The following is a 24,266-nucleotide window of genomic DNA, read 5'->3' on the forward strand; positions in this document are numbered from 1 at the left end:
TTTAAACTTATTTCCTTACAATCTCACCATATAGATCGAAATCTTCAGCTCGGTCGATTTTTACCTGAACAAAATCACCAATACGTGCATAAGAATCTGCAGCAGGAATCAAGACCTCATTGTCTACTTCTGGAGAATCGTATTCTGTGCGGCCAATAAAGTAATCGCCGTCTACCCGATCAACCAATACTTTATACGTATTGCCCACTTTGGACTGATTGATGTCATACGAAATACCTTGCTGTACTTCCATGATAGCTTCCACGCGTTCTTCTTTTACTTCCTGTGGCACATTATCCTCCAGCGAATGTGCGTGCGTCTTTTCTTCATGAGAATAGGTAAAACAGCCTAACCTGTCAAAACGGGTCTCTTCAACCCAATCCAACATCTCCTGGAAATCCTGTTCAGTTTCACCTGGATAACCACAAATTAATGTTGTACGCAACGCGATATCTGGAACTTTGTCACGTATTGCGTTGACAAGATCGATCTGTTTCTGTTTCGTTGTACCTCTTCGCATAGACTTCAACATCGGATCAGATATATGTTGCAGTGGCATATCCAAGTAATTACAGATATTTGAACGTTCATTCATGGCGTCCAAAATATCCATTGGGAAACCCGAAGGATAGGCGTACTGCAGTCTGATCCATTCGATACCGTCAACATCTGACAAATGGCGCATTAAATCAGAAAGATTGCGCTTTCCATAGATATCTAAGCCATAATAGGTCAGATCTTGTGCAATCAGAATCAATTCTTTCGTGCCGTTCGACGCGAGAAATTTTGCTTCTTTCACAAGATCATCAATGGATTTGGAAACGTGTTTACCACGCATCAAGGGAATTGCACAAAAAGAGCAGGGACGGTTACATCCTTCGGCAATCTTAAAATAAGAAAAATGCGAAGGTGTTGTCAATAAGCGTTCGCCCAACAATTCATGCCGATAATCTGCTCCAATGGATGACAATAGCTCCGGTAAATCATTCGTACCGAAAAAGGCATCAACATTGGGGATTTCAGACTGTAACTCTGGCTTATATCGTTCAGAAAGACAACCTGTAACGATCACTTTATTGATTTTACCCTGATCTTTTAGATCCGAATATTGTAAGATCGCATCAATCGATTCCTGTTTAGCATTATCAATAAACCCGCAGGTATTGATGACGACAATATCATTTGCCTGTATATTGGATGCTTCATGCACGACTTCCATCTGATTGCCTTTTAACTGGCCCATCAGGACTTCACTATCGTGAATATTTTTCGAACAGCCCAAGGTCACCACATTAACACGTGGTTTATTGATCAAAGGCGCTGGTTTCGCGTATTTTGTCTTCATATGATTAGAAGGTAGACTCTATTTGAAAAGGGAGTCCACAAATTCCTTTTTGTTAAACAACTGAAGATCACCTATTTTCTCTCCTACACCAATGTATTTCACCGGGATCTTAAATTGATCAGATATACCAATAACCACCCCACCCTTAGCCGTTCCATCGAGTTTAGTCAATGCTAAGGCATTCACATCGGTTGCCTGTGTAAACTGCGTACATTGCTCAATAGCATTTTGTCCTGTCGATGCATCCAAGACCAACAAGATTTCATGTGGTGCACCAGGAACAACCTTCTGCATCACATTTTTGATCTTCGTGAGCTCATTCATGAGGCCAACCTTATTGTGCAAACGGCCTGCGGTATCAATGATACACACATCTTCACCATTTGCCACTGCCGATTTCACGGTATCATAGGCCACTGAAGCAGGATCCGAGCCCATTGCCTGAGCGACAACACGCACGCCAACACGCTCACCCCATAATTTAAGTTGATCAACAGCAGCCGCCCGAAAGGTATCCGCTGCCCCCAATACAACTTTGCTTCCAGCTTGTTTCAGCTGATGAGCCAGTTTGCCAATGGTCGTTGTTTTACCAACCCCATTAACACCTACAACCATAATAACGTATGGTTTATGATCGCCATAATTGAAATTCTCGAAATCAGCACTATTGTTCTCTGCCAGTAGCGTTTGAATTTCCTCTTTCAGGAGATTGTTTAGCTCAGAAGTAGAAACGTACTTATCGCGGGCAACACGAGCTTGTATGCGATCAATGATTTTTAAGGTAGTTGTAACCCCAACATCAGAAGTAACCAAAACTTCTTCCAGATTATCCAGTACATCGTCATCTACTGTTGACTTACCAACGACAGCCTTTGTAATCTTGGAAAGAAAGCCTTCTTTTGTTTTTTCCAAACCTTTATCTAAGGCCTGTTCTTCTTCTTGTGTTTGTGGTTTTTTCTTAAAAAAATCAAATAATCCCATGGAGTGTAGTAGTGAAAATTGATGTTCAAATATAAACAAATGTCCTCAACAAAAAAAGCCCTTTCGGTAGGATACCAAAACGGCTATTTTTATCGAATTCTTTTTAAAGAAAAACTTTAAAAAAGGAAAATGCTACTAGTTATTTTTGAGCTGCTGCAACTACGTCTTTCACTTTATCGTTGTGAACCATACCTTCTTTGAAAGTATACGCGCCAGTTTTTGCAGATTTAGTAGTAATAATAACCTTTGTAAATTCTTTACCGCCACCTTTTTGTAACGATGCAACTGCTTTCTTTGCCATGGTATATTAATATTTTACTTAGCTTCTCTTTCAAGTGCTAAGATGTGTGACTTACTTAATTTCTTTATGAACAGTAACTTTTCTCAATACTGGGTTGAATTTTTTTAATTCCAAACGCTCAGTTGTGTTCTTTTTGTTTTTAGTAGTGATGTAACGAGACATTCCCGGAAGACCACTTTCTTTGTGTTCAGTACATTCTAAGATAACTTGTACTCTATTTCCTTTTTTAGCCATTGTTTTACTTTATTTTGATCCTATTATAGGATTGAAATTCATGAATAATCTTAATGTAACAGGCGCGACAATCAATTAGATTGACCCTTTAACGATAAATTTATTGATCGCTGCTGTAATCCCGTTCTTGTTGATAGTCTTGATAGCAGAAGTAGATACTTTTAACGTAATCCAACGATCTTCTTCTGGAATGTAAAAACGTTTCGTTTGTAAATTTGGATAGAATTTACGTTTAGTTTTAACGTTTGAGTGAGAAACGTTATTTCCTGTTAACGCCGCTTTGCCTGTTAAATCACAAATTCTTGACATGATATTATTTTTTTGTTGTCTTTATTACAATATGTTAATCCTTTGCACTCTCTGCAAAGAGTTTGCAAATATCTATATTTTTTTTTGGATAAGCAACAAGATAATTGGAATTATTTTTAAAAATAGTTCTACACAGGAATGGTAAGGGCAAAAATAAAGGATTTTATTGTATTATATTTGCTCTGTAAAGAAAAATAGTTTTCAACAATTCACATTTATGAACAAATATCTTCGCAAGGGCTTAAGGGAAATAATCATCGGTGTCGTGCTTGTAATCTTAGGATATTATCTGATGGAACAGCGCTCCAACTGGTATAAACTCGCTATGCTTGTCGGAGTTATTGCATTTAGTATCGGTGTCCTGACTTTAATCTATCGCATGATTCGTAAGGTAGACCGAAATGCCATTATTGAGATGCGTGAAGAATCGCATAAAAAAGATAAAGAAGGAGATGCTGAACAAAACTAGGGGTATAGTCTTAAAAACAACCAACTATTCGGAAAGTAGCCTTGTGGCGCAGCTATACACCGAACAGTTTGGCATGCAATCCTATCTCATTACTGGCGCAAGGAAGCCAAAGGCAAAAATCAAGGCCAATATCCTTCAACCCTTACATTTATTGGAAATTGTCGCTACACATAAAGATAATGGTTCATTACAGCGGATCTCCGAAGCTCGTCAAGTCCCTGTTCTGCAAGAAATTCCTTATGATATTGTCAAAAGCTCGCTCGCTCTTTTTCTGAATGAAATACTCTATAAAATCCTGAAAGAACAGGAAAATGACCATTATCTTTTTGAATTCATCCACCAATCTATCCGTTGGCTGGATGAAACGCATTTAAATCTGGCCAATTTTCATCTCGTTTTTTTAATCAAGCTAACCCGTTTTCTCGGGTTTTATCCGGCCGAATCTAAGCAGGCCCACCCTTATTTTAATCTTCATGAAGCGACCTTCTCAAATAGCCTTCCTGAACACCCCCTTGTATTGCAGGAACCACATACGTCTATTTTCAGAAATTTAATCGAATCCGAATATTCGAATTGCGACCGCATCAAAATGAGCAGTTCTGATCGACAATTCCTATTGGAAAAAGTGCTCGACTTCTATCGTCTGCACCGCACAAATTTTAAAGAAATAAAATCGCTCTATATACTCGAAGAAATTTTTAGATAAGCCCCAAACAGCTTTACCCTTCGAAAGCTAATTTCATTCTGCCGTCAGGACCAAAGTAGGCGGATCAATGCGGCGCAAAATGAATATATGATCCTCCGCTCAAACTCAGCAACTTTAGCGCTACCAAACACTTACGCTTTTATAATAATTGTTCTCCCGGATAAATTCTTGGTACATTTATTGTAACAAAACTGAAATAACATTTGGTTTACTAACATCATTTTCACCTAAAAAAGTATTAAAGATATGGAACTTAAAGAAAACTTTTTAAAGGTTGTCCGAGACAACTATGCCAACTTTGAAGGAAGAGCCCGCCGAAAGGAATATTGGATGTTTTTCCTTGCAAATATTATCATTAGCGCAGTATTTGGAATACTGGGACAAATTGCAAGCTTATTTACCTATATCTCAGGCTTAGTCAGTTTAGCATTACTAATCCCAGGGATAGCCGTTGCCGTCCGAAGACTACATGACACCAATAAATCAGGCTGGTTCATATTAGTTTTTTTTATTCCGTTTATTGGATGGATTTATCTGCTCTACCTATTGGTATTGGAAGGTGACAAAGGTCCAAATCAATACGGCCCTGATCCCAAAGCCCTGGAGAATGAAACGAATCATCCTTTTACTCAAAGCCAAGATCCTTTTGGTTCTTCTCAGCCACAGGATCCATTCGGAAGTTCGCAACCTTCGAATCCTGCGCCACCAGCACCCGACAAAGATCCCTTTGATTAAGGCTAACCCATATAAAAGCGCTTTCACAAGATTGTGAAAGCACTTTTTATTTAAATTCTATTTTTGATCTTTCCCGATCAACTAATGAAAATTCACCGCCCCAAGAATTGATAGCGGCGTGCCCCTTTAAAGTCTAACTAGAATTAATATCTATTCTTTTTCTTTTGTTGCCCGGGAGCAAAATCTCGAGCAGACTGCCCTCCGTAGTATTTTTTAGCCTGACCTGGCGGCATTTTTTTCGGACCTCGGCCATAGCTGTAGCCATAAATCCAAAATGTTTAACCGACCATAACAACCGCCCTCGCACCTACTCTTTGGAATTTCCAATGCTAAAGGATAATATTGATCCTAGATTATGAAATACAGCTGCATAAAAAAGCCCATGCTGTTCGCATAGGCCTTTTCACAATAAATATATCTTCAATCTAATTAGATAACTCTTACATTTACCGCATTAAGACCTTTACGGCCTTGTTCAACTTCGTAAGATACATTGTCATTCTCACGAACTTTGTCTACTAATCCCGAAACGTGAACAAAAATTTCGCTCTCGCCTGAGTTAGGGATGATGAAACCGAAACCTTTGGTCTCATTAAAGAATTTTACTTTACCTTCTTGCATGGCACTATATTATTAATTTCCCTAAAGGTATAGAAATAAAATCAAAAATCTTAACCTTTTTATTTTTTTTATCCGTTAAACTTTTTCATCAACTTTGGCTCCAATCTTGTAGCAAAGCGATAATAGCAATCGTATTATTATAAAAACTTTAAGACAAAAAACATGAAAAAAATACTTTTAGGACTTGCATTTTTAGGTTTGATGACTCAATTAAACGCTCAACAAATGGTTAATAAAGAATTTGTATCCACGGTAGGCCGTGCCGAAGAGGAAGTAACTCCCGATATCATCTACATCGATGTGACACTGAAAGAGTTTTATGAGAATGGTAACACCAAGAAAAAAGCTGCAATAGACAAATTAGAAAAGGATCTGTTTGATTCGGCAACAAAAGCGGGTGTTAAAAAAGAGGATTTTACCATCCAAAATATCTGGAGTTATAACGTCCCTGACAAAAAGAAAAAAGATACAGATATTCTACTTTCGAGACAGTACCGCATCAAGGTAACCAACTTGAATAATTTGGATCAATTACTAGATGGAGTCGACAAAGCGGGTATCCAAAGCACTTATATCAGTGAATATGACTATTCAAAGAAAAAAGAACTGGAAAAAAGTTTAAAAACCAAAGCAGTATTGGATGCCAAAGCTAATGCACAGATTCTAGCAGAAGCAGCAGGTCAAAAAATTGGCAAAGCCATCGTATTATCTGAAACACCGCAACAAATTATATTTGGCGTTCAACCGATGATGCGCAACGCTATGTATAAAGGCGCCATGGCGGAAGCTGCAGATAGTGCTGCTGGCAATGGGCTTGATTTAAATATCAGACCGATGAAAGTAACGAGTGAGATCAGCGCTTCGTTCGAGTTATTGTAATCATGCATAGAGAAAAAACTCCAGCAGATAAATTAAAACAAATTGACCAAGATTTCGGTTGGATCGACCGAATATCTTGGTTAATGGATAATCAGTTTAAAATCGGAGGATTTCGGTTTGGGTTAGATCCGCTGTTAAACCTTATTCCCCTAGGAGGAGCAATAGCGGGTTTTGGAACATCACTAGTCTTAGTCATAGCCATGTGGCGTAATGGCGCCAGCCCCAAGCTCGTCATACGCATGCTCCTCAATATTTCCCTGGATGCAATTCTTGGGAGCATTCCTTTCCTCGGAAACCTGCTCGATTTTTTTAGCAAAGCCAACGAAAAGAATATCAAATTACTGAGACAACATTATTATGAAGGAAAACATACGGGTTCAGGTATCGGAATCGTCATCAGTATCCTGATTGTCTTTTTCCTCCTCATCGCTGTTACATTGTATCTTATCTGGACATTATTCTCCTGGGCTTTTTCGCTGCTGAATGGTATCTAAAGCCAACAATTCCTGTCATTCTCTCGCTAAAATGGAATCCTTGGTATTTCTGGGAAAACAATGACCTATATCTAATATCTATTTAATAATTTTGATGTCGATAGTCATCCCGTTATGACATTCAAAACTTAATCTCGAATTTAAAATGAGTAAAAAAAGAATATTTGCACTGATTTTGATCGTCGTCATGCTGGCTGCAATTTTGACTAACCCCAGCAAAGAGGAACATGAAAAAATTGTCCGTGCGAAAGCCGAACAATTATTAAAAAATCAGCTTCATGCCAAAGATAAAGAGTTTTTTGGCTTGGGAATGCAGCTCTTCGGAAATGACATTGTCGATAAATTTATCCAAAGTTCCGTTGTGGTAGACAACTACTATTTGTTTTCCTTGACAAAAATAAAATGGCAGGACACCGAACAGATCATAGGCGGAGGAGCTTTTAAACACATCTGGCTGAGCCCAAAAATTGATGAAAAAGCAGACGAAATTATTGCTGCATTGAAAAAGATCTAATATGCCTTTAGAAATACTTTACGAAGACGAATCTATCGTTGCAATCAATAAACCGCATGGACTATTGGTACACCGATCTTCTATCGCACGCGATGCTTCAGAGTTTGCGCTACAGCTCCTTCGGGACCAATTAGGAAAAACAGTTTATCCTGCACATCGTTTAGACCGGAAGACCGGAGGCATACTGCTATTTTCATTAAATAAGGAGACCGACCAATATTTACAAAAAAGTTTTCAGGAGCGTAAGGTCGACAAAAAATACCTCGCCGTCCTCAGAGGTTTCGCGCCAGCAGAAGGTCTGATTGATTATCCTTTAAAAAGGGACGATGGTACGGTTCAGGAAGCGCAAACATCTTTTCGTTTACTTGCTCAAAGCGAGCTGGTCGTTCCCTTCGGGAAATTTCCGACGTCACGATACAGTCTCGTCGAAGCCAATCCAATTACAGGTCGTATGCATCAGTTACGCCGCCATTTCGCTCATATCTTCCATCCAATTATCGGCGATCGCCCGCACGGATGCAACAAACAAAACAAGTTCTGGAAAGAAACGTACCAAATGGATACCATGCTATTGCATGCCTCGGAGCTGACCTTTAAACATCCTTTATCGGGCGAAGACGTTCATATCAAAGCGCTCCTACAACCCGATTTCATCAGGGTATTGGAAATATTAAACCTCAATGAAGTATGTTAAAATTGATTCTCGAAGCTTTCATAAGCATATCCGGTATCACCGCAGCTTCTGGTATTGTCTATCAGGATAGTCAGATCCATATCGTTTCTGACAATAGCAATTACATCTACAGCTATCATATCGCAGACCAAAAGTTGTCTAAAACCGTACTACTGCGGTCTGATCCGATGGAAAACATGGCTAAAGCAGCTAAAATGGATTTGGAATCGATCACTTTCGATGGAAGCCACTATTATCTTTACGGCTCTGGTTCTACCCCAAACAGAAACAATCGTTTTATTTGGGACGGCAAAACAGTCCTTCAGGAAGATTACAGTAAAATCTATTCTTCCTTAATGGAAAAATTCAGTATTTCCAGAGAAGACTTCAATATTGAAGGCGTTGTTCATTTAAAAGATAAGATCTTATTTTTTAACCGCGGAAATGGTCCTAAAGGTACAAATGCCATTTTAGAGTATCACCCGCTTTCTCCTGGCCAGTCTCGATGTATCCCAATTGAACTACCCAAGCTAAATGGCATCTCGACAGGCTTCTCAGATGCGACCCTGGTTGGAAATGAAATCTATTTTATCGCTACCGCCGAAGACGCAAAATCGACCTATCTGGATGGAGAAATCGGAGGTTCCCTTCTTGGAAAAATACCTTCAGATCTTTCTGGCAAACCCGAGACATTCGAAATTCCTAAAAAGCATAAATTTGAAGGAATCACGTTAAAAGAGAAGACAGCCCAAGGCCTTGTTTTCCTGCTGTGTGAGGATACCGATAGCGAAGATGATCATATGACCATCTATTCGCTCCAAGTAAGCAATTAAATCGATTGTTCTAAAATTGATTCACAGTGAGGAATCACGTATATTTTATTAAATTTGTAGCTGATTAAAACTTAATTTTTATGTTAAAAAATACTGCCCTTTCGGAGACGCACATTGCTTTAGGAGCAAAAATGGTTCCCTTTGCAGGCTTCAACATGCCCGTACAATACACAGGCATCAATGATGAGCACGAAACAGTTCGCACAGGTGTAGGAGTTTTTGATGTAAGCCACATGGGTGAATTCATCCTAAAAGGTGAAAAAGCCCTGGATCTACTTCAAAAAATCTCTTCCAATGATGTGTCAAAATTATACGATGGCAAAGTTCAATATGCTTATATCCCCAATGAAACTGGCGGTGTAGTTGATGACTTCCTAACATACCGTATAGACGATAAGACATATTTTTTGGTTGTGAATGCGTCAAATATTGAAAAAGACTGGAACTGGATCTCCAAATACAATACAGATGGTGTGGAGATGAAGAATATCTCTGATCAAACCTCTTTATTTGCGGTACAGGGTCCTAAGGCTGCTGATGCACTTCAATCGCTTACAGATATCGAATTAGCTCCAATGGAATACTATACCTTTGCAAAAGGTACATTTGCGGGTGTAGAAAATGTGTTGGTTTCTGCAACAGGATATACTGGCGCTGGAGGTTTTGAAATATATGTAGCCAATGAAGATGCTCAAAAAGTATGGGATGCTATTTTTGAAGCAGGTAAAGCTTATGGAATCAAACCAATTGGTTTAGGTGCCCGTGATACTTTACGTCTAGAAATGGGTTTCTGCCTGTACGGAAATGATATCGACGATAATACATCACCCTTAGAAGGCGGTTTAGGCTGGGTAACGAAGTTTACAAAAGACTTTGTGAATTCTGCGGCGCTTAAAGCGGAAAAAGAAGCTGGTCTAAAGAAAAAGCTTGTTGGTTTCGAAATGATTGATAGAGGCATTCCTCGTCATGATTACGAAATCGTCGATGCTGATGGAAATGTAATTGGACGTGTTACTTCAGGTACGCAATCACCAACATTAAAAAAATCAATCGGTTTAGGTTATGTGGATACAGCCTTTTCAAAAGACGGCACCGAGATCTTTATTCTGATCCGCAATCAAAAAATAAAAGCGAAAGTAACAAAACCACCATTTGTGAAGTAATAAAAAAGCCTGCTTAAAGCAGGCTTTTTTATTACTTCTTCTTTTGTTTTGTAGTAGGTTGCTGTTTACCGCTTTCTTTTTGTTGAATAAGCGATCGAACTCGTTTACTTAAAACAACGCGGAGGTAGATCAAAACCACCAAAAAGGCGATGGATAATCCCGTTACCAACATGTTGCCGGCCTTATACCCTTCAAAACCACTGTAAACTAAAAATACAATAGCCAAACTCAACACTATGTTTAGAAAAAAATACTTTAACATATTACTTTTTTATTAATCCCAATACCCGTTGTCTCCATCCTCCAAAGAAATAGAATGCCCCCCCAACAATGTTTAATAAAACGATCGTCAAAGCCATCAGCATCCTTTCTGTGTTAGAAATTGTCCTCGAAAGCATGATTTCCCGTAGAACCAATATTACCCATAGGAGAGACAATAAAATGGAAAGGCTACCTAATATAGGGAATATACCAAGGTTAAATAATCGCGCTAAAATAGCTACGCTATAAAAAGCAAGACTAAACAAGAAAGCTTGCTTAGTCTGATGCTCCAAATTCTTCATCTTAATAAACGTCTAACTCTGGATCGATTTCCTCTTTCCAAGCTAAAATTCCGCCTTTTAAGTTTGCAAGATTGTCAAAACCCTGTTGTTCCAATAACATAATCGCCTGTGCAGAACGTTTTCCAGAACGGCATTGTACGATAACAGGTTTATCTTTCGCAATCTTATCCGCTTCGATCAATATACCTGAAAGTGGAATATTCAATCCATTTAAATTTGATACTTCATACTCAAAGGATTCACGAACGTCTATCAACTGAAAATCTTCGTTGTTATCGATTTTATTCTTTAATTCTTGTACAGATACTTCTTTCATTTTCAAACTATTTAATATTCAAATATACTACATTTTTTCCGAAAGTGTTCGCTTTCATGGACGCTCAAAATCAGTCATTGTTCGTGAGAATAGCATAAAATAGCCTCAATTTTTAGTGTATTAACGGCGTTAGAAATGCTAGACGGGATTTCCCTATCTTCGCATCATTTTGTCTGGATCATTTTAGGAAGTTTTTTGCATGCACAATTCGCTTGTAGAATTTTCCTTATCTTCACCCAGACTTTACTAAGCTTTATATGAATTCAATACCTAAAATTATACTGTCTTTATCTTTACTAGCACTCTCGGCAGTAACTTATGGACAGCAAGTCATTTCCGCACAGGAACGCCAAGATGTGAGCCGTATACTCAATACCTTAGCCGCCGACGATATGCGTGGGAGATCTGCTTTGACAAAAGACATCGAACCTGCTGCAGATTTTATCGCTGCTGAAATGAAAAGAATAGGCCTGACCCCCTACGCAGAACAAAATTATAGGCAAACATTTCAATTGGATAAAATCTCTCCGGTAAGCAAATCCGCAACCATCAATAAGCAGGTTATTGCAGCTGACCATATTATTTCACTTGGAAACCATGTGGATTTACAGTGGGATAATCAAAGTAGCCTTAACATCGTCGAAATAAAATCGGGCGATGATTTTGCGAAGGTATTTAGAGAACATTCACTGGCCAAAGAAAATACACTTGTCTTGGTAGATCCTTCCTTTGAAAGCTATTTTGTACGTTTCGGTCAAATGCTTAACGCTCCAAAATTTATAGAGGAATCCACCAAACAAAAACCGTCGATTGTTTACCTTTTGACAGCGGAAAAGCCCAAAACATTTCAGATTCATATTGAACGGAAACTTCAAAATTTCCCCTTGTTTAATGTGGCGGGAATTATTCCCGGAAAAAGTAAACCGAACGAGTACGTTATCTTTTCGGGACATTACGATCATATTGGCATTCTTCCGGCAGTGGGTCAAGATTCTATTGCCAACGGAGCCGATGATGATGCCTCCGGCGTAACAGCGATGTTGACCCTGGCAGATTACTACAAAAAACAGAATAAAAATGAAAGGACCCTTATTTTTGTCGCCTTTACCGCAGAAGAGCTTGGCATGTATGGCTCAAAATATTTTTCCAACCATATCAATGCGGACCAGGTAGTCGCGATGATCAATATGGAAATGATTGGAAAAGATTCAAAATTCGGCCCCAATACGGTATATATCACAGGATATGATCAATCCAATCTTGGTGAATTGATGCAGGAGAATCTGAAAAATACAACCTTCAAATTCTACCCAGATCCTTATACCAAACAGAATCTGTTTTACCGTAGCGACAATGCAGTATTAGCGGCCAAGGGAGTTCCGGCACATTCGTTCTCAACCTCTCAGATGGACAAGGATGAATACTACCACACCGTAAAAGATGAGGTATCTACGCTAAACGTCCAGAACATTATTTCCAGTATAGAAGCGATCGCGATAGGTACCTCGGGAATTGTAGAAGGTAGACAAACACCTTCCCGCGTCGAAAAACTAAAAGATTAAGAAACATCTGAAGCTTTGACTTCCTTTTGCATAACATAGTCGTTTAGCACATAATCATAATAAGGAATATCAATAGTTTCAATGACCTCAAAGCCCTGCTTTAAATAGAAATGGTAAGCAGGGTTATTTCTATTTACATTCAGTTCAAGAAGAATACCTTTACCTTTTAATCGTGTTTTTTCTGAAGCGAAGTCTATCAGCGCCTTTCCGAAACCTTTTCCTTGAACGTTAGGCATCAAGTAGAGCTTTTCAATACGGACGCGATCTTCAAGAGTCCTCAAGGCAATAAATCCCTGTCCGATACCATCTTCTTTCAAAATATAGAAAAATTGGCCATTAACCATGCTTTCTGCAAGTCCTTCAATGGTATAGCTTTTTTCCAGCATAAAGTCAATTTGGTCCTGTGAAAGTATCTCTCCATAAGTAACTGGCCAAATAATATGCGCCATATTGGAAATGCTTCTGATATCGCTTTGTTCTGCCAATTCTATTGTTATCATGCGATCTTTTCTCCTATTAAAATGTATTTTACATGGGAAAATTTAAGGGCAAATAGGCCGTCTTTTTCCATTTCGTATTCGTTGTCACCAATTTTAATCAAGCCTTCGTGCGTATTTTTTTCATCCGCATCAAGTCCCTCAATTCGGATTCTTTCCCCTGCCGGCTTCCATTTTGTAAAACCTGTTGTCACAAAATAATAACGAATTCCTTTCGAGAAAAGGACAATATTAATCTGCTCAAGATAGGGCCGATAATAGCATAAATCCAACTGATCCGAAACGATATTCACCGCTGTATATTGATGTGCTATAAGGTATTCTATAGCCGTCTTTAGAAAATCATTATCATAGGAAATTACCTTTAAATTTTCCTGTGAATCGTTAATGGATTTTTTTGTAAAAACGATATCGAACTTATAACCACGCGCATCCAATAAATCGATGGTTTCCGCCTCAATTACAATAGTTGGGCTCCATTCCAGCAGCTGTCCCAAGTTCTCTTCATCGATAAGGAAAAGATCTTCAATCAGTAATGCGGGTTCCTGATTTTCGCGGACAATATGATGAGATGACATATATATTTTAATAACCGAGCCTACGCAAGGTAATGTATGCCATCAATCCCGTACTGATCTCCAACGAGCTTTCATCCACATCAAAGGTAGGCGTATGAACAGCTGAAGAGATCCCTCGCGCTGCATTACCTGTACCCAAACGATAGAAACAAGCATTAATTTCTTGTGAATAATAGGAAAAATCCTCCGCGGCAGGCCATAGATCTAAGTCTACAACATTTTCCTTACCAAGATATTCTTCTGCAAAAGTGCGTGCATTTTTAGTCAATTGAGGTTCGTTTATTAAAAAAGGGTATCCTTTACGGACCTCAAATTCGCAAATTGCCCCCATACTTTCAGCAATGCCGACAGCAATTTTCACCATTCTCTCATGCGCCTCAGCACGCCACTCCTCGTCAAATGTGCGAAATGTACCTTCCAGATATACCTGATCAGGAATAATATTTGTCGCTCCATTGGCTATAATCTTTCCAAAAGATAACACCGTTGGGGTACGTGGATCTGCAAATCGACTAGCGATCTGTTGCAAAGCGGTAATGATCTGTGCTGTAATAACAATTGGATCAATATTTTGGTGCGGATGTGCACCATGCCCGCCCCTACCTTTGACTGTCATAAACAGTTCATCGCAGGAGGCCATGTATTTTCCCTCTCGGAAACCAACCTTACCCACCTCGATAAAAGGCATCACATGCTGGCCTATTATGGCCGAAGGAGCTGGGTTTTGCAAAGCGCCCTCTTTGATCATTAAGGAAGCTCCTCCTGGCAAGCGCTCCTCACCGGGCTGGAAGATCAATTTGATCGTTCCTCCAAATTCGGCTTTCAGGCTATTCAATATTTTAGCTGTCCCCAGAAGAGAAGAGGTATGTACATCATGACCACAGGCATGCATCACTCCAGGATTCTTGGACCCATATGAACGGCCCTCCACTTCTTGGATTGGTAAAGCATCCATATCTGCGCGTAATGCAATAACTTCATCTGATGGTAGGTCACCTTTGATTAAAGCGACAATACCCGTATCGGCTTTAGCCTCATAAGGAATTCCCAATTCATCCAATTGCGCTTTTACAAATGCCGAGGTATTGTATTCTTCGAAGGAAAGTTCAGGATTCTGATGAAGATGTCTACGATTGGAAACCGTATCTTCAAAATATTGATGAGCTAAGGCCAGGACTTTTTCTTTCGTACTTGCCATAAGGTTGATTGATTTATTGATATACAAAAACGTTCTCTGAAAAAACAAAGACGTTGCTAAAATATTGACGCAACTCGCGCATGAAGGCATTTGCTTCTGAACGACTTCTAAAATCTCCTACCTTAACGCGATAATTGGGTTCATCATAGGTGATATAGGTATCAATATCTTTATACATGCTTCGGAAACGTGTCTGCTCCGAAAATGCCTGATTCCGATTTGATCCAGCGAAGATCTGTACACGGAATCCCCTTACTTTGACCCGCGTTGCCGCTGAGCGTACGACGGGTTTAGAAGGAACTACTGTCGTTTTGCTTTCGACAGGATTGATCCCCATAACTGCCCTGAAATTTTGAAGCTGTGTAATCAATGAATCTTTGGTTACAATTACTCCACCTTTTTCTTGTGCGTTCACCTGAACTAGCGCAAACAACACAAGTGCATGTATGAAAATCAATCCTCTCTTCAGCATAGTTTAACCTTTCTTATCGATTAGTTATTTGCGCCGTGGCAATTTTTATATTTTTTTCCTGAACCACAAGGACATTCGTCATTGCGTCCCACAGTATTCTCGTTACGAACAGGTTCTTTTGCACCCTCATTCACATCTTCCTCACTCACACCTGTAGGCGAAGCCAATTCAGCTTTACTTTCAACAGTTTTCACTGGAGCCTGCTGTACTTGTCTCGCTTGCATAGAAGTCGGTTCTTGACCTGGAATCTCTCCTTTGAAAATAAAGCTAACGACATCTTTATTCATGGAAGCCAACATCGATTTAAACAAATCAAATGCCTCCATTTTATAAATGATAATCGGATCCTTTTGTTCATAAACAGCATTTTGAACGGATTGTTTCAAATCATCCATTTCACGCAAGTGCTCTTTCCAAGCCTCGTCGATTAATGCTAATACGATTCCTTTTTCAAAAGATTTGAAAACTTCTTTACCATTGCTTTCGATCGCTTTTTTCAAATTTGCCGACACTTGAATGCCACGGATACCATCAGTAAATGGAATAACGACATTTTCGACAATTTGACCTCTTTCCGCATACACATTATTCAATACAGGAACTGTCAAAGCGCCAACGGCTTCAATTTTATGGTGGTAAGCATTAATTGCATGCTCAAATAGACGATCGGTCAAGCCTTCAATTTTGCCTTGCGCAAATTCTTCCGCAGTAATTTCTGGTGTAATCGCAAAAATACGGATTACTTCGATTTGGAAATCTTCATAGTTACCTTGCTCTTTTGCTTCAACGACAATTTCTTCGGCTACATCAAAAATCATGTTGTTCAAATCCACATCCAAACGTTCTCCAAACAAAGCGTTTTTACGCTTCGAATAGATTACAGTACGTTGTGAATTCATGACATCATCGTATTCCAATAGACGTTTACGGATACCAAAGTTATTCTCCTCCACTTTACGTTGTGCACGTTCGATGGATTTAGTCAACATACTATGTTGCATCACTTCGCCTTCTTCAACACCCATTTTCACCATGATGTTAGAGATTCTCTCTGAGGCAAATAAACGCATCAAGTTATCTTCCAAAGAAACGAAGAATTGCGAAGAACCCGGGTCTCCCTGACGACCTGCACGACCACGTAACTGACGGTCAACACGACGAGATTCGTGTCTTTCGGTACCGATAATTGCAAGACCGCCAGCATTTTTAACTTCTTCGGTCAATTTAATATCCGTACCACGACCAGCCATGTTTGTCGCGATGGTTACTTGTCCTGGGCGTCCAGCTTCAGCTACGATATCAGCTTCTTTTTGGTGTAACTTCGCATTTAATACATTATGTTTGATCTTACGCAATTGAAGCATACGGCTCAATAACTCCGAAATTTCAACCGATGTCGTACCAACCAATACTGGACGTCCCGCATCTGTCAATCGTTGAATTTCTTCAGCTACTGCATTGTATTTTTCACGTGCCGTACGATAAATCAGATCCTGACGGTCATCACGTTGTGCAACACGATTCGTCGGAATTTCGACCACATCAAGTTTGTAAATTTCCCAAAGCTCACCGGCCTCCGTCGACGCTGTACCTGTCATACCCGAAAGCTTGTGGTACATACGGAAGTAATTTTGCAGTGTAATCGTTGCGTAAGTTTGTGTTGCATCTTCTACTTTCACATTCTCTTTCGCTTCGATCGCCTGGTGCAAACCATCTGAGTAACGGCGGCCATCCATGATACGACCTGTTTGCTCATCAACAATTTTCACTTTACCTTCATCAACGATATATTCAACATCATTTTCAAACAAGGTATATGCTTTTAACAGCTGGTTAATCGAGTGAATACGCTCTGCTTTAATTGAATAATCGCGCAGCATGTCTTCTTTCTGAGCTGCCTTTTCTTCCAAAGTCAAAGAAGACTTTTCAATTTCGGCAATCTCAGTACCAACATCCGGTAAAATAAAGAATGAAGGATCTTCACCTGTTGCTGTAATCAACTCGATACCTTTTTCTGTCAATTCTACTTGATTATTCTTTTCATCAATCACAAAATAAAGTTCTGCATCTACTTTAGGCATATTTTTATTTTGCTCTTGCATATAGTAGTTTTCTACTTTTTGTAAGATAGAACGATTAGCACCTTCGCTTAAGAACTTGATTAATGCTTTATTTTTAGGTAAACCTCTATAAGCTCTTAACAATGCTAAACCTCCGCCTTCAACATCAGAATCTCCTGCCGCCAACGCTTTTTTAGCATCATTCAAGACTGTATTGATGTAAGCTTTCTGTACATGTACCAAACGTTCGATACGCGGTTTTAATTGGTAGAATTCGTGTTGATCGCCACGAGGAATCGGACCTGAGATAATTAATGGTGTACGCGCATCATCAATCAATACAGAGTCAACCTCATCGACCATGGCAAAGTGTAATTTTCCTTGCACCAATGCATCTGGAGTCTGAACCATATTATCACGTAGATAATCGAAGCCAAACTCATTATTCGTACCATATACGATATCCGATTGATAAGCTTTACGACGTTGCGGGGAATTTGGTTGATGTTTATCGATACAGTCAACAGATAGCCCGTGGAACTCAAATAACGGTGCATTCCACTCCGAGTCACGACGAGCAAGGTAATCATTCACCGTTACGATGTGTACTCCTTGACCAGAAAGAGCATTTAGATAGGTCGGTAATGTTCCTACCAACGTTTTACCCTCACCCGTTGCCATCTCGGCAATTTTACCGCTGTGCAATACAATACCACCGATTAACTGGACATCATAGTGTACCATGTTCCAAGTGACCTCAGTACCTGCAGCCATCCATTTGTTTTTCCAAATCGCCTTATCACCATTGATGATAACGTTTGATTTGTAAACAGCCAATTCTCTGTCAAAATCGTTGGCAGTAACTTCTAATTCTTCGTTTTCTGTCAAACGTCTTGAAGTTTCTTTTACCACAGCAAATGCCTCCGGTAAAATATCCTTCAATACCTCTTCCAACTTCTTGTCACGGTCTTTGGACAATTTGTCCACTTGCTCGTAAATAGAAGTTTTCTTTGCCATATCGTCCTCGTCTTGATCCGCTTCTTTTTTAAGCGTATCAATTTCTTGGTCAATATCTGCTAGGTAATTTTTAATTCTTTCTTTGAAATCAACGGTCTTGGCACGTAACTCGTCATTGGTTAGATTTGAAAGCTTCTCATATTCAGCTTTGATTTGGTCTACCACAGGCTGAATTCCCTTGATATCTCTCTCGGATTTACTTCCAAATAATTTACTTAAAAACTTTAACATAATTTTTTTTCTATCTCAACTTAAGATTTTGTACAATAATGACTCCAAAGTAAAATTGCAGACAATTTGACACTAATCGGGCAAATTTAGTTATTAGATATGATATCTAACAGCTTACACCCATTTTTTTTACGTTATTTTTATTGAAAATGTCAGTTCCTTTCAGCCAGCAAGAATCCTATATATATTTATCCCCTTTTACGCTACCTTTACGTGAAGTTTTTCTGGGTAATATATGCCTCTAATCCGTCAGCTGATTATGATAAAAACAACTTTTGGTCTGATTGCGGAATGAATCCCAGTTCCTGCGCCTTTTCAAACATCTTCGTAATCGCATCACGTCCTTCAAGCCCCAACTCTACTGAATATTTATTGACATAAAGTTCAATATGCTTGTACATCACCTCTTCACTCATTTCCTGTGCATGCGCACGAATAAATTCAAGTCCAGATTTCGGATTGGCAAATGCGAATTCTACACTTTCCTTTAAAATTGTATTCAACGTATCCTTCACCTCTTGTGGCAAACTACGTTTTACGACAATTCCGCCAAGAGGAATCGGAAATTTTGTCGTCTTCTCCCAGTACTCCCCCAGATCCACGACTTTATGCAGTCCTTTTTCAGCATAAGTGAATCTATTTTCATGAATAATCAATCCCAAATCAATGGATCCATCGAGTAAGGCTCCCTCAATATCCGAAAAAACAAGTTCTACTTTATTTTTTAATTCGGGGAATGCCAAGCTCAATAAAAAGTTAGCGGTTGTATATTTTCCTGGATACCCCACTTTCAATTGATCGAATCCCTCCAGGCTTTCAGCTCTTTCTAATTTTTGCTGAAGTAATTTCGCTAATTTCGGATCCTTCGTAATCAGCATAGGCCCTACACCAAATCCTAAAGCACTACCTGCATCGAGCAGTTCATAATCTTCAACCGCGTAGGCAAAGGCATGATAGCTCAGCTTGGTGATGTCAAGATCGCCTTGAAAAGCTTTCAAGTTCAAGGTCTCCACATCTTGATATTCCACCTCAAAATCCAGTCCTTTGGTATCTATCTTATGATGAATCAATGCATCAAAAATAAATGTATCGTTTGGACATGGAGAAAATCCTAATGTTAATTTCATGTTGTACAAAATTTTCCCCATCCGTCAGATGGGATTTATGAATTTTAATCAAACCGTAATTCTATGCGTTATCAGATAGAGTATCATTGCCAAAAAAGTACTGGCAATAATTCCTTTTCCGAGATGATCGTTCCCCGATCGATATGCAAAACGTAAAAGCACTAAATTAACCAATACGGCTATGGTATAGATAGCCATGGGTTTCTCGGGTAAAAAATGAAGTTCAAGATCCGTAAAACGTACTAAAATATGAGCCAATACTGGAGATACAGTACCGATACCCAATCCTATCCAAAGATTATTTTTCACGTTTATCGTCTCCCCTTGTATTTCCCAGATGATCAAAGCTCCATGAATTCAATTCTGGGATAGCGTGATGTGCCGTCATATCGAACTGTGTCGGAACGACAGATACATAACCATTGGCCAATGCAAAACTATCGGTATCTTCCCCCCTGTCCTGCAAGACAAATTTACCCGTTGTCCAATAATAATCGCGATTGTGCGGATCAATGCGTTCATCAAATTCTTCTACCCAATGCCCGCCTGCCTGTCTACAAATTTTAATACCTTTAAAACCTGCTGTTTGCGGAAAATTAACATTCAGCAATGTATTTTTAGGAAGACCATTCGCCAGCACCTGTTCGGCAATAGAAATCACGTAAGGTCTACAATAGCTAAAATCCGCATCATGGGAAAAGTTATCGAGCGAAAAACCAACAGAAGGAATCCCTTCAATAGCCCCTTCTACCGCAGCAGACATCGTACCGGAATACAAAACATTGATTGAATTGTTGAGCCCATGATTGATTCCCGAGACGCATATATCTGGCTTTTGTCCTTTAAAAACTTTATTCACCGCAAGTTTCACACAATCTACCGGTGTTCCTGAACACTGATACATTTCAACCCCTTCATATAAATTGATTTTATCCAAACGTAGCGGTCTACCAAGTGTAATGGCATGCCCCATTCCAGATTGCGCCGAATCAGGAGCAACGACAACTACATTTCCGATTTTCTGCATCTCCTCTAACAACACCTTAATCCCCGGCGCTGTGATACCGTCGTCATTAACAACTAAAATATTGGGTTTCATATGTAAATAATTTCTTTTTTAAAGGTCATCAGGAATCCCTAGTTCTCTCCATCTGTGTTTATGCTTTTAGAATATGAGGATTTCTTCTTTACCATATACGAAGTTAGTAAATCTGAAACCGAGATGTAAATAATATTGACACAACAGGCAATTATTATCTGTAAAGGTCGCTCATTAGGACATGGCAAACAGCATAAGCGACTGTGGAAACAGGAGTTCAAACGAACACAGAGGAGCTGCAAGGGAGTGATGAGTTTAGGTGCAGCAAACGAAGATGAGATGGTAACCAAGTTATACATTTTAACAGTGCTTGTTCAGTGCTCGTTCAGTGATTGTTCAGTGCTTGCTCAGTAACGACTGAATAAACACTGATTAATCACTGTCTAAACATTGGTTAAATATCGTTATTAGGTATAATTTGGTAGGGGTATGATTTACCACCGATCACTACGACATCGTTTGCGTAAGATTGTATCGTTATTGACAAATATTAGCCCTAAATTTAGCATTCAAACAGACAAACAAAGATAATAATTCAGTTATGAGCATTAATTTTGAATCCCGTTATGCAATAGGGCCAAAGGAATACAAAACTTTAGATACACAAGGGTTAAGGGAGAATTTTCTAATTGAAACAGTTTTTGAAGCAGACAAAATTAATTTTGTCTATACCCACTATGATCGCTATATGGCTGGTGGAGCAATGCCTGTAAGCTCAAAAATCAAATTAGATACCATTCCCGCGTTATTAAAAGAACCTTACTTCCTTTCTAGAAGAGAGTTGGGTATTATCAATGTCGGTGGGAACGGTCAAGTTGAAGTTGACGGCATTACTTATGATCTCAATACCAAAGAAGCCCTTTATATCGGACAGGGTGCTCAAGAGGTTTATTTTTCAAGCAAGGACGCCGCACAGCCTGCAAAATTCTATTTAAACTCTACACCTGCACATTGCAGCTACCCAACTAAAAAGGTAACGAAAGAAGATGCAAATAAAATAGAATTGGGTTCATTAGAAACAGCTAACCACCGTACAATCAACCAGATGTTATTGAACAAAGTGGTACAAACCTGCCAATTACAGATGGGAATGACCGAGTTAAAACCGGGCTCTGTATGGAATACAATGCCATCCCATACCCACGATCGTCGTATGGAAGTCTATTTTTATTTTGAATTACCAGAGGGACAGGCGGTATCACATTTTATGGGACCCATCGATGAGACCCGCCATATTTGGATGCACAACGATCAGGCTGTAATTTCTCCACCATGGTCAATTCACTCCGGAGCTGGAACTTCCAATTACACCTTTATATGGGGAATGGCGGGTGAAAATTTAGATTATGACGATATGGACAAATGTGCCATCACAGAATTGAAGTAATATGAAAAAAACACTCGTATTGAGTTTAGCGCTAGGACTTTCAACACTTGCTTTTGCGCAGAACAACAAAACCATTACTGTAAACAACTCTTCCGCTAGCGCAAGAACAGAGTTGATCAGTATCCCTTATACAACATTCGAGAAACACTTCGACTTGAAAAACAGTGTATTTACGATTGTGGATAAGGACAAAAAGGAACTGGCCTATCAACTTGAAAAACTAGGAAAACCGACGGCACAAAATATTTTAATCCAAATAACCGTTGCTCCTAAAAGTTCAACAACCTTCGGGGTAAATGGGAATAAACCCACAACTATTGCTTCCAAGACCTATGCAAGATACGTCCCCGAACGCAAAGATGACTTTGCATGGGAAAACGATATTGCGGCTTTTAGAGCCTATGGAAAGGCTTTAGAAGGTAGCTCTGAGGACGCACAGGGTTTTGACTTCTGGGCAAAACGTAGCAATGACCTTGTTGTTGACGAATGGTATAAAACCGGTGATTATCATGCCGATCATGGCAAAGGATTAGATTATTATTCCGTCGGACAGACCTTAGGTGTTGGTGATGCAACCCCCTTTATTGACGAACAGGTTGTTTACCATAAGCATTATCGCCAATACGAGGTATTGGACAATGGTCCGCTGCGCTCCACATTCAAACTTATCTATGAACCGGAGAATGTAAAGGGTCAGCAGCTACAGGTTGAAAAGACTGTTTCCTTAGATGCTGGGAGTCAATTGAACAAAATAAGCTATTCCATCAAAAATACAACTTCAGCCGCTACACCAATTGTTGTGGGAATCGCTAAAAGAAAAGAGGAAAAACCTCAAATTCTAAATGATGTAAAGAATGGCATTTTAGCGTATTGGGAACCTGCAGAAGGAGATAAAATTACTGGAACTGCGGTTATCCTACCAAAAGTAAAATATGTATTCAAAGATAGTCCAGAACAATTTTTACTGGCAACCACCGTCAAAAATGATAAACCACTGGTTTATTTTGCGGGGGCTGCGTTCAATAAAGCGGGTAAAATAGGTAGTTTTGAGCAATGGCAGTCTTATGTAAAAACATTTAAAAATAATTTAGATCAACCATTAACAATAAAATATTCAAAATAATGTCCATACTGCAATCTTTTGACTTAAGTGGGAAAGTAGCCTTGGTAACAGGCTGCAAAAGAGGAATTGGCAAGTCAATTGCCGAAGCATTGGCTGAAGCCGGAGCAGATATTATCGGCGTTTCAGCGTCATTGGAAACTGAAGGCTCTGCAGTAGAAAAATCCGTAAAAGCATTAGGCAAAAATTTCTATGCCTATCAGTGTGATTTCTCTAAACGGACAGAGCTTTACAAATTTATCGAAAAAGTAAAATCAGCGCATCCGACGATTGACATCCTGTTTAACAATGCTGGAAATATCCTTCGTAAACCTGCTGCCGAGCATCCAGATGAATATTGGGACGAAATTATCGAGATCAATCAAAATGCGCAATTTATATTAACACGTGAAATTGGAAAGGACATGATTTCACGTGGAACTGGAAAGATCGTATTTACAGCATCTTTGTTAACTTTCCAAGGTGGTATCAATGTTCCGGGATATGCCGCTTCAAAAGGTGCTGTAGGATCTTTGGTAAAGGCTTTTGCGAATGAGTGGGCTTCCAAAGGTGTCAACGTAAACGGATTTGCTCCAGGATATATCGCCACGGATAATACCGAGGCACTTAGGGACGACCCTGAACGCTCTAAGTCCATTTTGGACCGTATACCTGCAGGTCGCTGGGGAACTCCAGAAGATTTTAAGGGGCCAGCTGTATTCCTCGCTTCAAAAGCTTCTGACTATGTACATGGAACCATCCTTACAGTGGATGGTGGCTGGATGGGAAGATAACAATCAACC

The 24,266-nt window shown here is 39.4% G+C and carries 29 protein-coding genes; 13 read left to right on the top strand and 16 right to left on the bottom strand.

Features of this window, described 5'->3' with window-relative positions; translation table 11 throughout:
- Positions 1-7: 7 nt before the first annotated feature.
- The 5 genes from rimO to rpmB form a co-directional block, all read right to left on the bottom strand.
- Entirely contained in the window at positions 8-1,345 is a 1,338-nt protein-coding gene (gene rimO, locus ACHWSC_RS11180) for a 30S ribosomal protein S12 methylthiotransferase RimO (RefSeq protein ID WP_201669831.1), read from the bottom strand.
- Between the two features lie 18 nt (positions 1,346-1,363).
- Positions 1,364-2,326 (bottom strand): signal recognition particle-docking protein FtsY, encoded by a 963-nt coding sequence (ftsY, locus tag ACHWSC_RS11185; RefSeq protein WP_046672598.1) that lies wholly within the window; start codon positions 2,324-2,326, stop codon positions 1,364-1,366.
- 139 nt (positions 2,327-2,465) lie between these two features.
- On the bottom strand, positions 2,466-2,627 hold the full coding sequence (locus tag ACHWSC_RS11190; protein WP_070562566.1) for a DUF4295 domain-containing protein: 162 nt from the start codon (positions 2,625-2,627) through the stop codon (positions 2,466-2,468).
- A gap of 51 nt (positions 2,628-2,678) precedes the next feature.
- Positions 2,679-2,861, bottom strand: a complete 183-nt coding sequence (gene rpmG / locus ACHWSC_RS11195) for a 50S ribosomal protein L33 (protein ID WP_002998409.1) — start codon at positions 2,859-2,861, stop codon at positions 2,679-2,681.
- A 75-nt stretch (positions 2,862-2,936) separates the two neighbouring features.
- Positions 2,937-3,170 carry a 50S ribosomal protein L28 gene (gene rpmB, locus ACHWSC_RS11200; RefSeq protein WP_046672597.1) on the bottom strand — a complete coding sequence of 78 codons (234 nt, stop codon included), beginning with the start codon at positions 3,168-3,170 and terminating at the stop codon, positions 2,937-2,939.
- 217 nt (positions 3,171-3,387) lie between these two features.
- Here rpmB and ACHWSC_RS11205 point away from each other — a divergent pair, with 217 nt between their 5' ends.
- The 3 genes from ACHWSC_RS11205 to ACHWSC_RS11215 all read left to right on the top strand — a co-directional run bounded on the left by ACHWSC_RS11205 (position 3,388) and on the right by ACHWSC_RS11215 (position 5,080).
- Complete coding sequence (locus tag ACHWSC_RS11205) at positions 3,388-3,639, top strand: signal peptidase (protein ID WP_120335659.1); 252 nt, start codon at positions 3,388-3,390, stop codon at positions 3,637-3,639.
- Positions 3,623-4,345: a DNA repair protein RecO gene (gene recO / locus ACHWSC_RS11210; RefSeq protein WP_120335658.1), complete on the top strand. Its 723-nt coding sequence runs from the start codon at positions 3,623-3,625 to the stop codon at positions 4,343-4,345. The genes ACHWSC_RS11205 and recO overlap by 17 nt, the downstream gene beginning before the upstream one ends.
- A gap of 246 nt (positions 4,346-4,591) precedes the next feature.
- Positions 4,592-5,080, top strand: a complete 489-nt coding sequence (locus ACHWSC_RS11215) for a DUF805 domain-containing protein (RefSeq protein ID WP_394676835.1) — start codon at positions 4,592-4,594, stop codon at positions 5,078-5,080.
- 429 nt (positions 5,081-5,509) lie between these two features.
- On the opposite strand, the gene ACHWSC_RS11220 is transcribed toward ACHWSC_RS11215, so the two are convergent.
- Positions 5,510-5,701, bottom strand: a complete 192-nt coding sequence (locus tag ACHWSC_RS11220; RefSeq protein WP_046672593.1) for a cold-shock protein — start codon at positions 5,699-5,701, stop codon at positions 5,510-5,512.
- A gap of 162 nt (positions 5,702-5,863) precedes the next feature.
- Here ACHWSC_RS11220 and ACHWSC_RS11225 point away from each other — a divergent pair, with 162 nt between their 5' ends.
- The 6 genes from ACHWSC_RS11225 to gcvT all read left to right on the top strand — a co-directional run bounded on the left by ACHWSC_RS11225 (position 5,864) and on the right by gcvT (position 10,257).
- On the top strand, positions 5,864-6,580 hold the full coding sequence (locus ACHWSC_RS11225) for an SIMPL domain-containing protein (RefSeq protein ID WP_075990460.1): 717 nt from the start codon (positions 5,864-5,866) through the stop codon (positions 6,578-6,580).
- A 2-nt stretch (positions 6,581-6,582) separates the two neighbouring features.
- On the top strand, positions 6,583-7,074 hold the full coding sequence (locus ACHWSC_RS11230; RefSeq protein WP_075990459.1) for a DUF4112 domain-containing protein: 492 nt from the start codon (positions 6,583-6,585) through the stop codon (positions 7,072-7,074).
- A 145-nt stretch (positions 7,075-7,219) separates the two neighbouring features.
- Positions 7,220-7,588 (top strand): DUF4359 domain-containing protein, encoded by a 369-nt coding sequence (locus ACHWSC_RS11235; protein WP_286735547.1) that lies wholly within the window; start codon positions 7,220-7,222, stop codon positions 7,586-7,588.
- Position 7,589: 1 nt separating this feature from the next.
- Positions 7,590-8,282, top strand: coding sequence for a pseudouridine synthase (locus tag ACHWSC_RS11240; protein WP_286735546.1), 693 nt, complete (start codon positions 7,590-7,592; stop codon positions 8,280-8,282).
- Positions 8,276-9,094, top strand: a complete 819-nt coding sequence (locus ACHWSC_RS11245; RefSeq protein ID WP_394676836.1) for a DUF6929 family protein — start codon at positions 8,276-8,278, stop codon at positions 9,092-9,094. Before ACHWSC_RS11240 ends, ACHWSC_RS11245 begins: the two co-directional genes overlap by 7 nt.
- 80 nt (positions 9,095-9,174) lie before the next feature.
- Entirely contained in the window at positions 9,175-10,257 is a 1,083-nt protein-coding gene (gcvT, locus tag ACHWSC_RS11250) for a glycine cleavage system aminomethyltransferase GcvT (RefSeq protein WP_075990455.1), read from the top strand.
- Positions 10,258-10,288: 31 nt separating this feature from the next.
- On the opposite strand, the gene ACHWSC_RS11255 is transcribed toward gcvT, so the two are convergent.
- Positions 10,289-10,519, bottom strand: coding sequence for a DUF6358 family protein (locus ACHWSC_RS11255; protein ID WP_046672586.1), 231 nt, complete (start codon positions 10,517-10,519; stop codon positions 10,289-10,291).
- 302 nt (positions 10,520-10,821) lie between these two features.
- Entirely contained in the window at positions 10,822-11,136 is a 315-nt protein-coding gene (locus ACHWSC_RS11260) for a rhodanese-like domain-containing protein (RefSeq protein WP_070562591.1), read from the bottom strand.
- Positions 11,137-11,393: 257 nt separating this feature from the next.
- Between ACHWSC_RS11260 and ACHWSC_RS11265 the strand changes: the two genes are divergently transcribed.
- Positions 11,394-12,698, top strand: coding sequence for a M20/M25/M40 family metallo-hydrolase (locus ACHWSC_RS11265; protein ID WP_394676837.1), 1,305 nt, complete (start codon positions 11,394-11,396; stop codon positions 12,696-12,698).
- Here ACHWSC_RS11265 and ACHWSC_RS11270 read toward each other — a convergent pair.
- From ACHWSC_RS11270 to surE, 8 genes are all read right to left on the bottom strand, one after another.
- Positions 12,695-13,198, bottom strand: a complete 504-nt coding sequence (locus tag ACHWSC_RS11270; protein ID WP_394676838.1) for a GNAT family N-acetyltransferase — start codon at positions 13,196-13,198, stop codon at positions 12,695-12,697. The two genes, ACHWSC_RS11265 and ACHWSC_RS11270, sit on opposite strands and share 4 nt — an antisense overlap.
- A complete protein-coding gene (locus ACHWSC_RS11275; protein WP_394676839.1) occupies positions 13,195-13,773 on the bottom strand; it encodes a thiamine diphosphokinase in 579 nt (192 codons plus the stop codon). Before ACHWSC_RS11275 ends, ACHWSC_RS11270 begins: the two co-directional genes overlap by 4 nt.
- 7 nt (positions 13,774-13,780) lie before the next feature.
- Positions 13,781-14,971, bottom strand: a complete 1,191-nt coding sequence (locus ACHWSC_RS11280) for a M20 family metallopeptidase (RefSeq protein WP_075994568.1) — start codon at positions 14,969-14,971, stop codon at positions 13,781-13,783.
- Between the two features lie 13 nt (positions 14,972-14,984).
- A complete protein-coding gene (locus ACHWSC_RS11285; protein ID WP_286735545.1) occupies positions 14,985-15,443 on the bottom strand; it encodes an SPOR domain-containing protein in 459 nt (152 codons plus the stop codon).
- Between the two features lie 20 nt (positions 15,444-15,463).
- Entirely contained in the window at positions 15,464-18,751 is a 3,288-nt protein-coding gene (gene secA, locus ACHWSC_RS11290) for a preprotein translocase subunit SecA (protein ID WP_075990447.1), read from the bottom strand.
- A 257-nt stretch (positions 18,752-19,008) separates the two neighbouring features.
- Positions 19,009-19,878 carry a menaquinone biosynthesis family protein gene (locus ACHWSC_RS11295; RefSeq protein ID WP_088159757.1) on the bottom strand — a complete coding sequence of 290 codons (870 nt, stop codon included), beginning with the start codon at positions 19,876-19,878 and terminating at the stop codon, positions 19,009-19,011.
- Between the two features lie 48 nt (positions 19,879-19,926).
- Positions 19,927-20,187, bottom strand: coding sequence for a hypothetical protein (locus tag ACHWSC_RS11300; protein WP_075990446.1), 261 nt, complete (start codon positions 20,185-20,187; stop codon positions 19,927-19,929).
- Positions 20,177-20,977 (bottom strand): 5'/3'-nucleotidase SurE, encoded by an 801-nt coding sequence (surE, locus tag ACHWSC_RS11305; RefSeq protein ID WP_075990445.1) that lies wholly within the window; start codon positions 20,975-20,977, stop codon positions 20,177-20,179. The genes ACHWSC_RS11300 and surE overlap by 11 nt, the downstream gene beginning before the upstream one ends.
- 541 nt (positions 20,978-21,518) lie before the next feature.
- On the opposite strand from surE, the gene kduI reads away from it, so the two are divergent.
- The 3 genes from kduI to ACHWSC_RS11320 are packed head-to-tail and all read left to right on the top strand — an operon-like array spanning position 21,519 to position 24,257.
- Positions 21,519-22,364: a 5-dehydro-4-deoxy-D-glucuronate isomerase gene (gene kduI / locus ACHWSC_RS11310; protein ID WP_120335649.1), complete on the top strand. Its 846-nt coding sequence runs from the start codon at positions 21,519-21,521 to the stop codon at positions 22,362-22,364.
- 1 nt (position 22,365) lies between these two features.
- Positions 22,366-23,487 carry a DUF4861 family protein gene (locus ACHWSC_RS11315; RefSeq protein WP_394676840.1) on the top strand — a complete coding sequence of 374 codons (1,122 nt, stop codon included), beginning with the start codon at positions 22,366-22,368 and terminating at the stop codon, positions 23,485-23,487.
- 5 nt (positions 23,488-23,492) lie between these two features.
- Complete coding sequence (locus ACHWSC_RS11320; protein WP_394676869.1) at positions 23,493-24,257, top strand: SDR family oxidoreductase; 765 nt, start codon at positions 23,493-23,495, stop codon at positions 24,255-24,257.
- Positions 24,258-24,266 lie beyond the last annotated feature (9 nt).

It is taken from the genome of uncultured Sphingobacterium sp. (assembly GCF_964277905.1).
GTDB classification, from domain to species: Bacteria; Bacteroidota; Bacteroidia; order Sphingobacteriales; family Sphingobacteriaceae; genus Sphingobacterium; species Sphingobacterium siyangense.